Source organism: Paenibacillus sp. MER 180, from assembly GCF_023713665.1.
Taxonomy (GTDB): domain Bacteria; phylum Bacillota; class Bacilli; order Paenibacillales; family Paenibacillaceae; genus Paenibacillus_B; species Paenibacillus_B suaedae.
In genome coordinates, this window is the sequence record NZ_JAMAVT010000011.1 from 72,028 (window position 1) to 85,338 (window position 13,311).

7 protein-coding genes are annotated in these 13,311 nt (G+C 47.6%); 4 read left to right on the forward strand and 3 right to left on the reverse strand.

Annotated features, from left to right (window positions below; translation table 11 throughout):
* Positions 1-49 precede the first annotated feature (49 nt).
* From M3661_RS18445 to M3661_RS18455, 3 genes are all read left to right on the forward strand, one after another.
* Positions 50-1,537, forward strand: coding sequence for an ArnT family glycosyltransferase (locus M3661_RS18445; protein ID WP_251487606.1), 1,488 nt, complete (start codon positions 50-52; stop codon positions 1,535-1,537).
* Between the two features lie 108 nt (positions 1,538-1,645).
* On the forward strand, positions 1,646-3,052 hold the full coding sequence (locus M3661_RS18450) for an erythromycin esterase family protein (RefSeq protein WP_065291335.1): 1,407 nt from the start codon (positions 1,646-1,648) through the stop codon (positions 3,050-3,052).
* 203 nt (positions 3,053-3,255) lie between these two features.
* Positions 3,256-4,206: a helix-turn-helix transcriptional regulator gene (locus M3661_RS18455; RefSeq protein ID WP_251487378.1), complete on the forward strand. Its 951-nt coding sequence runs from the start codon at positions 3,256-3,258 to the stop codon at positions 4,204-4,206.
* Positions 4,207-4,476: 270 nt separating this feature from the next.
* Here the strand turns inward: M3661_RS18455 and M3661_RS18460 are convergent, their stop codons facing one another.
* The 3 genes from M3661_RS18460 to M3661_RS18470 all read right to left on the reverse strand — a co-directional run bounded on the left by M3661_RS18460 (position 4,477) and on the right by M3661_RS18470 (position 10,986).
* A complete protein-coding gene (locus M3661_RS18460) occupies positions 4,477-6,807 on the reverse strand; it encodes a S9 family peptidase (RefSeq protein ID WP_251487380.1) in 2,331 nt (776 codons plus the stop codon).
* Between the two features lie 189 nt (positions 6,808-6,996).
* Positions 6,997-9,345, reverse strand: a complete 2,349-nt coding sequence (locus tag M3661_RS18465; protein ID WP_251487382.1) for a S9 family peptidase — start codon at positions 9,343-9,345, stop codon at positions 6,997-6,999.
* Positions 9,346-9,528: 183 nt separating this feature from the next.
* On the reverse strand, positions 9,529-10,986 hold the full coding sequence (locus M3661_RS18470) for an esterase-like activity of phytase family protein (RefSeq protein WP_251487384.1): 1,458 nt from the start codon (positions 10,984-10,986) through the stop codon (positions 9,529-9,531).
* 412 nt (positions 10,987-11,398) lie between these two features.
* Here M3661_RS18470 and htpG point away from each other — a divergent pair, with 412 nt between their 5' ends.
* Positions 11,399-13,276 carry a molecular chaperone HtpG gene (gene htpG / locus M3661_RS18475; protein WP_251487386.1) on the forward strand — a complete coding sequence of 626 codons (1,878 nt, stop codon included), beginning with the start codon at positions 11,399-11,401 and terminating at the stop codon, positions 13,274-13,276.
* Positions 13,277-13,311 lie beyond the last annotated feature (35 nt).

Here is a 13,311-nt window from a genome sequence, read left to right on the forward strand (position 1 = left end):
TGGTACAATGAATGGGTTCATTTTATAAATAGGTGGGATATCCTTGGAGATGTCGTTACGCAAAGCGCGGATATGCAAGACACCGCTGCTTTTTATTTTGCTTTCATTTCTGTGCATCATTCTTTTTTACATGTGTGGCGTCTTCATGGGGTACAGCCCAGATATGCTTATCCAAGTCCCATTCATTATGGCAGGTTATACAGCTTTTGTATTTATTTTGACCTATCTAGCTTATCGGCATTTGCATGAGGAACGGGCATTTATCCTTTTTATCGCATGCTTAGCCTTCTGTATCCGGTTTATGTGGGTGCTTGTCGTTGATACGAAGCCGATGTCTGATTTTCAAATCATGTACGATGCCGCAGTGAAAATGTCGGTAGGGGATTTCTCGTATAAGTACAGCGATTATTTCCAGGCATGGACCTATCAATTAGGCTTCACGATGTATCAGGCGCTGATGATTAAGATATTCGGCACAAGCTTGCTGCCCTTGAAAATCATTAATGCACTCTGTTGCGCAGGCATCACGGTGTTGGTATATAAAATTGGACGAAATCTATTCCATGAATTTGCGGCGAAGTTCGCTGGCATCACTTATTGCTTCTTCATTCCCAGCATTGTAATGAGCTCGGTATTGACGAATCAGCATTTGGCGACGTTTCTGTTCTATCTCGGGTTTTACTTTTTGCTCCAAAAACGAACGCCCAACTGGAGAGTAAGCATGGTAATAGCGGTGCTGCTGTCACTTGGCAATCTCATACGTCCATTGGGCATTGTGATCCTATTAAGTATCCTGTTTTATGCGGTGATTTATTTAATCGTGCTGAAGAAGGAGTCTATCAAAAAGGTGATCGGCTTCCTTGTTATTTTCATGACGACCTATTTTGCTGTCTTCTACCTGGTTAGCTTCATTGCGGTAGGAACGGGAATCTCGAATACGCCTTTAGTGAACCATGATCCGATGTGGAAATTTGTATTGGGCTTCAATCGTGAGACAGAGGGGGCCTATTCGGAAGAGGACTTTAAAACAGTGTCGCAATATCCGTTAGGAGAAGAGCGAACACGTATTGAGAAGGAAATGGTGTGGGAGCGGCTGTCCAATGTTGGAGAGCTGTCGAATCTCTTCCTGAGTAAAATTCGGCTTATGTGGGGCGAGGTTGATGCGTTATTTTGGAGCCTGAATACGAACAGCGTGAGCAGTCTATTCGGTTTGATTCATACGTATTCGTATGTCAGTTACTTTGTCATTATCTTACTGCTGTTCTTAGCCGTCGATCTTCTTATTCTGCGCAGGGATACCGAACATAAATATCTGTTCCTCATTCTATTAATTCTCGGCTATATGGGTGTGCATCTGTTCATTGAAGTGCAGCAGCGGTACCGATACTTCATTATGCCATCGATGATTATCATTGAAGGGTATGGTGCTTATGCGCTCGTTGTCGTCATGTCCCAGTGGAAGGAGCGCATCCCATTCCGCCGACTGCTGCGACTGCGCGTGAAGGATGCACGACAAGAAGTCGCCGAGGAAGCGTGACCTTGCTTTTTTTTAAACCAAACTTAAACGTGAGCCATCCTTGACCTTAACCTTCTCGATTTATGCTGTTTATGTAAGACAACAAAGACATAATCAGAAGGTGAAACAATGATAGGATGGAAGAGAGCACTCATTATGGGGGCGGCAGTCTGCATGATTGCCTGCACCTCAATCGCCAACAGCGCAGCAGCAAGCAGCATTGACTCTGGTGAGGCGGACATGGCAAGCAGCCATGCATGGAAGCAGTGGGTCAAGGAGCATGCGAAGCCGGTTGCCATTCATGATGAGAGCCATGGAAAGGAACAGGAAACGAAGGAACGATTTCAGGATCTTCAGTTTCTGAAGCCGTTATTGCAGCATAAGCGAATGGTCAGTTTAGGAGAAGCGTCACATGGCGCATCGGAATATAATTCAGCGAAGGTTCGGCTGGTTCAGTTTTTGCACGAACAGCTCGGGTACGATGTACTCGCGTTTGAATCGAATCTGGGCGAGACATCAGCCGCGTTTGCGGAGATAGGCAAGCGTACGCCTATAGACATGATGAAGAGTTCGATCTTTGGCGTATGGCAGGTGGAGGAGAACTTGCCATTATTCGAGTATATCGCGCAGCAGAGCAAGACGGCACGGCCGCTTATTTTGACAGGGATTGATGTACAGGGTACTACGGAACCGTTCATTGCATTTGTGGAGAAATGGTTCGCCCAAGTCGACAAGAGCAAAGCGGTATCGTTCGCGCAAACGGAACGATGGTATTTGAAGGTGCATGCCTACAAGGATATGGAGCAATTCAAGCGGGAGCAATCGCTGCTGATTGCGAAGTATCAAGTATTCCAGACGTTCGTGAAGGAGAACAAGACGAAGCTGCAGGCTGTTCACCCTGAGCATCCAGAGCTCGTTCCCATTATGGAGCGTGTGCTGCAGAATCGCATCGATATGCTGGAGACGTACTGTGAACGAATGGTGAAGCTATTCGCAGGGATTGAGCCAGAGCGACAGATGAAGGAAGCCAGCTATATTCGGGATGAACAAATGGCGAGCAATACGGCATGGCTTGCCGAGCGCCTGTATCCCGATAAGAAGATCATCGTATGGGGGCATAATTACCATGTTCGAAAGCATAATTCGACGATGGTAACCGAGCATAATGGCTTCGGCTTCGACAATCACCCTTATCCAACAATGGGGGAGATGCTGCCATTCTCGCTGCGGAAGGACAATTATGTGATCGGATTGTATGCCTATCAAGGAAGCTCCAGCAAGAATAGCAAGGATACCGAGCGCATCACGCTGCCGCATAATGAAGGAAGCATAGAAGCGCTGCTTAGAGCAGGAGGCCACCCTAATCAGTTCTTGGATCTCACACAGGCCAAGCTTGAACCCGGTACATCATGGATGTTCACTCCCCGTATTGCTAAAGCGTGGGGCGTACTTGAGGAGACGATGGTCGTTCGGGATCAGTATGATGGTCTATTGTTCGTGGACACGATCCATCCGTCACGGCGGATTGCACAATAATATAGGTTGAATAGGGCTGCATACGGGATGCAGCTCTTTTTTGTGTATGCTGGAGGAGGATTCCCGCCTGCTAATTTCGCCTTATCAATTGCACATTCGGTATCGCCTGTTTGGTCAATCATGATATGATAGAAGAGAATGGTTTCCAGGCTAACCCAGATTGGATTGGGAACGGGATCAGAGTGGAAGAGGAGGGGAAACCGATGATGCTCGAGCGTCGAGAGTTGCAGCAGAAGCCCATGCCACAGGATGTCCAATTTTATCGCGCTGAGAGCGAGATCGGAACACCGCTGCCTTTTAAAATATATCGTTGGAACCATGCGGGTGGCAGCATACGTGATCATACGCATGACTATTTTCAAATCTGGTATGTCGTGAAAGGCGAGTTCATGCATACGATCAATAATCACACGTATCGGATGGTGAAGGGCAATATTTTTGTAATTCCACCATACGCCGTTCATCGGGTGACATTAGTGGCCGGTCAAGGAATTGACATTATTGGACTTGAGTTTCTCCCGCATTTTATTGACGAGCAGTATCAGCCGCATAATGGAAGCAGAGGGAGGTTCGACTACTCCTATCTGGAACAGTTCATGCTGGATGAGGAACATGTGACCCCGAAGGTGGCATTGTCGGGAGCGACTGATCTTGAGGTATCGAAGATTCTGAATGATATGCTGGACGAATATCAGCAGGCTAATCGTTATTACGAACTGGTACTCAAGGCGGATCTGCTGAAGCTGATGACGATGCTTGTGCGAGAGATGGATCGACAGCGCAATTCCGATGACGTGGATGAACGATTGGGCAAATTCAAGGAATTGATGTCGGCCGCAATTCATTACATTCATGAGCATTATAATGAAGAGCTTCGCCTAGAGATGATCTGCCGCAAGTTTAATATTTCGAAGACATACTTCTGTGATTTATTTAAACGGTTTACCGGTAAGACATATAATGATTACTTGGTCGATATTCGGATTCACAAGGCGGCCGCGATGCTGCTTGATACTGATATGTCGGTAACGGATATATGCTTCCAAGTGGGCTTTAATGATGTTCCGTACTTTTCCCGAGTTTTTAAGCGCAAGACGGGGGTTACGCCAAGTCATTTCAAAAAGAACGCCTTGTCCGTGTGGCAGCATATGTAGATGAACTTAGGGTGTATTATGCGTCTATGCGTCATGCGGAATGATAGGCTGAAACTGTAACCTCTTGCCCTCAGTAGGTGGAGCGAGCAGCAAATATGGAGAGGACAGAGAACAGTTCCTCGTGAGTAATGGGAGTTATGGCTGTATCGTATGCAGAGATATTGATAGCGAAAATAAGAAAGATCGGGTCCAGCGCATCAGAGACATCTGACTGCTGCAACCCGATCTTTTTTTACATTGTTGTTGGCGAATATGGCCAGGTGACTCGAATCAATGTTTCAGGTGTGTATCCAAAAACTTCACCATGGCATTGTAGAATTCGATGCGGTTTTCCTCATTGTTGAAGCCGTGGCCTTCGTTGTCCTTCACCATATATTCGACGTCAACGCCTCTCTTCTTGAGGGCCTCGACGATTTGATCGGATTCGGCTTTGTTCACGCGCGGATCGTTGGCGCCCTGCGCAACAAAGAGCGGCGTTGTGATTTTGTCCGCATGGAATACAGGAGATACGGACTTCAGCATGTCTTTGTCCTTCTCCGGATGGCCGATGCGCTCATAGAACATGTTGCGGTTCGCTTCCCAATAAGGCGGCAATGTATCAAGCAGGGTGAAGATGTTGGATACCCCGACATAATCGACGGCTGCTGCATACATGTCCGGCGTAAACGTAATGCCAGCTAGTGTCGCATATCCACCGAAGGATGCACCGTAAATGCCGACGCGCTTCGGATCGGCGATGCCTTGCTTGATTGCCCATTGTACGCCATCCGAGATGTCATTTTGAATGTTGCGGCCCCACTGCTTGTTGCCGGCGTCGATGAATGCTTTTCCGTAACCCGTAGAGGAGCGGAAATTAACCTGCAGCACGGCATAGCCGCGATTAGCCAGCAGCTGAGCCTCCGTATTGAAGCCCCACATGTCGCGGGTCCATGGGCCGCCATGCGGATTGACGATCAGTGGGAGGTTCTCTGGCGTCTTATTCTTCGGCAGTGTTAAGTAGCCATGAATCGTCATGCCGTCTCTGCTCTTATAGGAGATCGGGTGCATGTCCGCCATCTGCTCTGGATTGAGCCAGTCACTCAGGTTGGCGAGCAGCGTCAATTGATCCGTTGTGGAATCATAGTAATAATACTTGCCCTGCACTTTGTCAGTAGATAGGCTGACGATGAGCTTGGTCTTGTCTTCATTGTAGTCGTTGATGCCGATTTCGCTTTCTGTTGCCTGCAGCTTGTGCTGAAGTTTTTTGTGCAAAGCCTCGAATGATTCATCAAAATATTTCACATGTACTTTATCCGTTATATATGCAGTCATGAGCAGTTTATCCTGCTTATGGTCATACACCGCTCCTGCCAGATCGACGTCCGGATGGGAGTAGATCAGCTGCTCATTGCCCTGAAGGTCGTACTTGACGAGCGCGGACTTGTCGCGACTTTTGTTGGATACAGCATAGATCGTCTTATTGTCCTTAGAGAAGCCGAGCGGGCTAACATTGTCGCCGCCTGATGTCGTAATGAATGGCTTGAATTCGTCTTGCTCTGTCGCCCGGTACAATACGACGCCCTCGATGCCGTCTGAAGCAACGGCAAGGCGAATTTTGCCGTCATGGTCGGCAATCCATTCTTGAATGTCGCCTGGATTTTTCGCGACAAGCTTCGTTTCGCCAGTCTTTATGTTCAGCTTGTACACGTCAAATGCCTTGGCGTCTTCCTTGTTCATGGAGACGAGAATCTCGTCCTTAACGCCGGACAGTGCACTGACTACGCCGACTCGAACCTTATCGAATGGCGTTAATTCCTTCTCTTCATTGCCGTTGAACGCTGCGGAGTACAGGTGGAAGTTCTCGTCCCCGCCCTTGTCCTTCAAGTAGAGGATATGATCGCCTTTCCAGAAGAAGCCGGAAATATCACGATCCTTGGAGCTCGTTACGCGCACTGGCTCGCTGGAACCGTCCATCTTCTGTACGAAGACATTCGAGCGATTTTCCCACGGTGCTGCATAGGAAATATAATTGCCGTCCGGAGACAGCTGATAGGAGAAGCTTCCAGGGTTGCGCATGAAATCCTCGACGGAAATTTGCGGCACGCCCTTATTGTCGATGCCGGAACGGCTCAGCTTCACAACGTTCTCAAGTGCGGATGCAGCCTCACGCAGAGTTGCTGCGTTATTCTCATGCAGTTTCCCATCTGGGAATCCCTTGAGCAAGCCCAGCGTCTTAGCGCGTTCCGCATAATCGGTCAAGCTCTTCTCGTCTTGCTCCTTGCCAAGCGCACGAACGAGGATACGAGCAATCTCTCCGCGCTTAATCGGCGCATCAAGAGATGTGAAATCCCCGTCATCTACCAAGCCTGCATTCTTAGCAGTCTTCATCGGCTCAATTCCATGCTGGTACGTGAGTGCCAATACAGCAAGGCGGACGAATTCGTCAACGGAAACCGTAGACGTCAGCTTTGCATGTTCATCCAAAATTCCTTTGGACGTAAGCGCCTGAATCCCATTCTTGTACCAAGTGGCAGCTTCGGCCGGCTTCTGCGCCATGACGGACGTCGGCAGCGATGCGGCAAGCACGGCCGCGAGTGATGCAGCAATCCATTTCTTTTTCATTGAAAAGAACCCCTTTGTATACTTGTATATGTTCATAATTTGAACTTTCCCAAGTATATACGTAAAAATTGGTATTGCAGGATTCATGTAAAATATAACAGTTAGGTGAATTTATTGTATTTATACATCGCTATTCATACAGAAAAAGGGCCCTTTCTCATGGGAAAGAGCCCTGTTATGGATTGGAAGCTATTTTGTTAAATGGGTATCCAAGAACTTCACCATGGCATTGTAGAATTCAATTCGATTCTCTTCGTTGTGGAAGCCATGGCCCTCGTTGTCCTTCACCATATACTCCACATTAATGCCTCTCTTCTTGAGTGCTTCAACCATTTGATCGGATTCAGCTTTATTTACGCGCGGATCATTTGCTCCTTGTGCGACGAAGAGCGGTGTAATGATCTTATCTGCATGGAACACAGGGGATACTTCCTTAAGCAGCTCCTTATCCTTCTCTGGATGGCCGATACGCGCATAGAACATATTGCGGTTCGCTTCCCAATACGGCGGCAGCGTATTCAGCAGGGTGAAGATGTTGGACACGCCTACATAATCGACGGCTGCTGCATACAGATCCGGCGTGAAGGTTATGCCGGCAAGCGTTGCGTATCCACCGAATGATGCGCCGTAAATGCCGATGCGGCTTGGATCTGCAATGCCTTGCTTGATTGCCCATTTGACGCCGTCCGTAATGTCATTTTGAATATCCCGTCCCCACTGCTTGTCGCCAGCATCGATGAACGCTTTGCCATAACCTGTTGAGGATCGGAAGTTAACCTGCAGCACGGCATATCCGCGATTAGCGAGCAGCTGAACCTCGGGATTGAAGCCCCACTCATCGCGAGCCCAAGGCCCGCCGTGAGGATTCACGATAAGCGGGAGCTGTTCGGGCTGCTTATTTTTGGGCAGTGTCAAATAGCCGTAGATCGTTAAGCCATCTCTGCTCTTATAGGAGATTGGATGCATATCGGCAAGTTGATCCGTTGTAAGCCAGTCGCTTAAGGCAGCAAGGAGCGTCAGCTTATCCGTCGTTGAATCATAGTAGTAGTATTTTCCCTGCACCTTGTCATTCGACAGACTGACGATGAATTTCGTTCTTGCGTCGTTGTAATCATTGATTTGGATTTCGCTTTCCGTTGCCTGCAATTTATGTTGCAGCTTTTTGTTCAGAGCTTCGAAGTCCGCATCGAAGTAATAATTATGCTTCTTGTCTGTGATATAGGTAGCCATGAGCAGTTTATCTTGTTTGTCATCGTATACTGCACGATCTAAGTCGACCTCAGGATGGGAGTAGAGTAGCTGCTCCTTGCCCTGCAGGTCGTATTTGAGCAGCGCAGTTTTATCGCGGCCCTTGTTCGATATCGCATAAATGTTCTTGTTATCCTTCGTGAAGCCAAGCGGGTAGACGGTTTCTCCTGTATCCGTTGTGATGAAAGACTTAAATTCTGCGTCCTCTGAATCGCGATAGAGCACTGATCCTTCAATGCCATCCGTAGCAACAGCCATGCGGATGGCGCCATTGTGATCGGCAAGCCAAGCTTGGATATTGCCAGGGTTTTTCGCTACAAGCTTGGTAGCCCCTGTCTTCACGTTCAGTTTATAGACATCGAATGCTCTCGCGTTATCCTTGTTCATCGTAATGAGTATTTCGTCCTTCACATTGGACAGTGTGCTGACTACCCCGACGCGCACCTTATCGAATGGAGTGAGATCCTTCTCCGCATTGCCGTTGAATGCTGCCGAATATAAGTGGTAGTTTTCATCTCCGCCTTTGTCCTTTAAGTACAGGATGTGATCGCCCTTCCAGAAGAACCCCGCAATATCGCGATCCTTAGAGCTAGTGACGCGTGCAGGCTCGCTCGAGCCATCCATCTTCTTCACGAATACATTCGTCCGGCTCTCCCAAGGAGCCGCATAAGAAATGTAGTTGCCGTCCGCAGACAACTGATACGAGAAATTGCCAGGGTTGCGCATGAAATCCTCAACGGAAATGAGCGGTACACCCTTGTTGTCGATTTGAGCTAGTCGGAGCTTGCGCAGGTTGCGAAGTGCAGAGGCGGCTTCCCCGATAGTCGCGTCTTTATTTTCATGAAGGCTGCCGTCTGGATAGCCAGTAAGTAAGCCAAGAGATTTGGCACGCAGCGTATATTCGGTTAATGTCTTCTCGCCGCGTTCCTCTGTGCCAAGTTCATAGGCGCGAACGAGGATGCGGGCAAGCTCTCCGCGCGTAATTGGTGCGTCGAGAGAGGAGAATTCCTCAGCTTCGACCCAGCCTTCATTCGCAGCTGCCTTCAGCGGATCGATCCCATGCTGGTAGGTGAGCGATAGTGCGGCATAGCGGATGAAGTCCTTTACCGGGATTGTGGATGTTGGCTTTGTCTGCTCGGGAAGAATCCCTCTGGAGATGAGCGCCTGAATCCCTTCTGTATACCATGATGAGGCGGCAGTAGAAGTAGACTTCTGCTGCGCCATGACAGTCAGCGGAAGCGATGCAGTGAGCACAGCAGCAAGTGTGGCGGATATGACTTTCTTTCTCATGAATTGAATAACCTCCTTATATGTACAGACCCATATATGTATATGATGAAGCTTTTTATTTAGTATTTGGATCAATTGTATGTATTAGGTAGGTTATATGGAATCGTGTGAAATATACGCGAACACCCCGGATAGACGCTGACTGCTGACGTCCGTTCCGGGGTGCTGCAAGTAGGTGTGAAGTTATTGGATGGAGTAAGGAAGCTTGAATGTCCACAGTTCAGTGCCGTTGTCGGACGAGCTGCTGTCCACACCGAAGTCGTTATCATTGACGATTACGAGTTTGTTGCCGTCTACGAGGGATACACCTTCAATTTTCTCATATGGATATTTGAATTCAACAGCATCCAATACAGTGCGCTTCGCGAGCGGCAGAATGCTGTTGGATTTCAGATCAGCAAGAGACATTTGCTCCAGTGTCTTGCCAGACTTCTCGTCGTCATACTTGCCAAGAATATTCGTTGCTGTCGTGAGATCGACCGCATAAATGCGCTTCAATTGAGCTTTATCGCCTGCATTTTTGTCACGTTCGTCAATCAGCAGCGTATTCTCGTTGATGGCTACCACGTCAGAGATGACAATGTCTGCTTGATCCAGACTGGTGAATGGCTTGGCATCCTCTGTCACATATACATATTCAGCCACTGGCTGCAATGTCGCGAGATCGAACTTGATGATGCGCAGTTGCCGCGAGTTGTCTGTAGACTTGTCTGGATTGCGCAGCGGGCTTTGCATGGACATGAACATGTACTTGCCGTCTGGCGTAATGCCGACGCCTTCAGCACCGCGATTTTGGCGAAGCTTATTGTATACGGATGGAAGAACTTCTCTAGCTGGTACAAGCGGTGTAGAGACTTGTGCAGCCCATCCTTTTGGAACAATGCGCTCAATAATCGTACCGTCGCGCTTCACATGAACGATGGAAGGACCGTATTCATCCGAGATCCAGAACGTGTCATCCTTTGCGTTATAAGCAAGACCTTCGATATCGAGTCCGTATGGATCGTAGGCTAGGCCTTTTTCCCCTTTGGCATCGAATGGGGCTTCGTCACGACCTTTACTATTCGGAAGTCCGGTAATATGAACATTTCCCGTCGTCGGATTTTTACCATTCACCTTGAGTGGGATTTGCTCCAATATTTTAATTTCATCTTTATCGATTTGAATCTTGTATAAGCTAGGCGTATAGCTTGCTAACGGGAACGTCCGGCGAGTTTTACCGCCAACTTCAACTTGGCCGTTCGGGCCACGGTCAGCAGTGGAGTAGAACACATTGTCAGGATCGCCAGGCACATGAGTCAAGGATGAACCAATACCCATCTTAATTCCTTCAGCTAGATCCGCTGCATTGAGCTTATACTTGCCAGTCAACTCAGGCTTGTCCGTCAACGCAACACTGCCTCTGAATTCATCCCAATCGACATATTTGCCGGTTACTTCACTAAGTGCGCGGAGAGGCATGTATAAGCGAGAGTCGATTTCTACAGCCGGCGAAGCAGGTGTAACCGTTTGCCCGTTGTTCGTGTACGTAACGTGAGATGCAGGTACGCTATCGGCAGCGGCAGCTTGTACCGAAGTAATTCCTGTTCCAGTAGATAGTGTCAATGCGGTTGCTAGCGCGATCATAGCTTTCTTTTTCATTTGTCATGTCCCTCCATAAGATGAATCTATAAAATGTGCATTCTTGTCTGTTCCCTGGATTATAACAACCGCTTGTTAAGGTTATGTAATGGAAGGGTTAAGGAGATGTAATGGAAAACTTGAGAGTTTGTAAATAGAGGGGCATACAAATAAAAACGGAAATCGGGAGGTAAAGTCTAGCGATAGGCTTGTATGCTTCTAGCATCATTATCTGCTCGATATAAGAGTGAAAATTTATATCAGAAAATCCCAATTTTGAACGTAATATAGTTGACAGTAAAAAATAGACTAGGTACACTATTACTATATTGTTAGCACTCTGTGTAGTGGAGTGCTAATCCATTACTTACTATAATGATAATGACTATGTGTAAGTAATGACATGAAAAGATATGAGAGGGGATTTTTATTCATGGCTAAGAAGCAATTCAAAGCAGAATCCAAGCGTTTGTTGGAAATGATGATCAACTCGATCTACACGCAGCGGGAAATCTTCCTTAGAGAGCTCATCTCCAATGCGAGCGACGCGATCGACAAAATGTACTATAAAGCTTTGTCTGATGACAATGTGGTGTTCAATAAAGAAGATTATTTCATTAAAGTATCGGTTGATAAAGAGAACCGTACGTTGACAATAACCGATACAGGGATCGGGATGACGAAGGAAGAACTGGAGAACAACCTCGGCGTTATCGCGAAGAGCGGTTCCCTCGCCTTCAAGACGGAGAATGAAGCGAAGGATGGCCATAACATTATCGGCCAATTCGGTGTAGGTTTCTATTCCGCATTTATGGTTGCTGATGTCGTGACGGTAATTAGTAAGGCGTTCGGCAGTGACGAAGCGTTCAAATGGGAATCGAAGGGTGTAGACGGGTACACGATAGAGCCTAGCGAGAAGGATGTGCCGGGTACGGTTATCACATTGAAGATCAAGCCGAACACGGAAGATGATCAATATGACGAGTATTTGGATGAATACCGTCTGAAGTCGATCGTGAAGAAATATTCGGACTTCATCCGTTACCCGATTAAGATGGATGTGACGAAGCATCGTCCGAAGGAAGACGATGATAAGGAATTCGAAGCGTATCAAGAAGAAGAAACAGTCAACAGCATGGTTCCGATCTGGCGCAAAAATAAGAATGAGCTGACGACAGAAGACTATGAGAACTTCTACAGTGAGAAGCGTTATGGCTTCGACAAGCCGCTGAAGCATATTCATATCAGCGCTGACGGCGCTGTTGTATATAATGCGATCTTGTACATTCCAGAGAATACGCCATTCGACTATTATACGAAGGAATATGAGAAGGGGCTTGAGCTGTACTCGAACGGCGTGTTGATCATGAATAAATGCGCGGAGTTGCTCCCAGACTACTTCAGCTTCGTGAAGGGAATGGTCGATTCCGAAGATCTGTCCTTGAACATCTCACGCGAAATGCTGCAGCATGATCGCCAGTTGAGCTTGATTGCGAAGAATATCAAGAACAAGATTAAGAGCCAGCTGCAATCCTTGATGAAGGACGAAAGAGAGAAGTACGAGCAGTTCTTCCAATCGTTCGGCAGACAGTTGAAGTATGGTGTGTACAGCGACTATGGCATGAACAAGGATGTGCTGCAAGACCTGATCATGTTCTACTCCTCCAAGGAGAAGAAGTTGGTATCGCTGGATGAGTACGTGGAAAGAATGCCAGAAGATCAGAAATACATTTACTACGCAGTTGGCGAATCGATCGAACGCATCGAGAAGCTGCCGCAAACTGAGCTTGTGTTGGATAAGGGCTATGAGATTCTGTACTTCACAGACGACATTGATGAGTTCGCGATTAAGATGCTCATGAAGTACAAGGAGAAGGAATTCAAGAACGTATCGAGCGGCGATCTCGGCATCGAGTCCGATGGCGATGACAAGTCTGCTGACGAACAAGACGAGAACAAGGAACTGTTCGAGGCGATGAAGGACATCTTGAAGGATAAGGTGAAGAGCGTTAAAGCCTCGAAGCGCTTGAAGTCCCATCCAGTATGCTTGTCTGCAGAAGGCGAAGTATCCATCGAGATGGAAAAAGTGTTGAACGCGATGCCGAACAACCAAGCGGTGAAAGCCGATAAGGTGCTCGAAATCAACGTGAACCACGAGGTGTTCCAATCTCTGAAGAACGCTCATGCATCCGATGAAGAGAAGCTGAGCCTGTATACGAACCTGCTGTACAGCCAAGCGCTCTTGATTGAAGGCTTGCCGCTGCAGGATCCAGTGGAGTTCACGAACGATATGTGCAAGATTATGGTGTAATGATAGAAGATTACCCGCTGTCGGCCCAAGCGCTG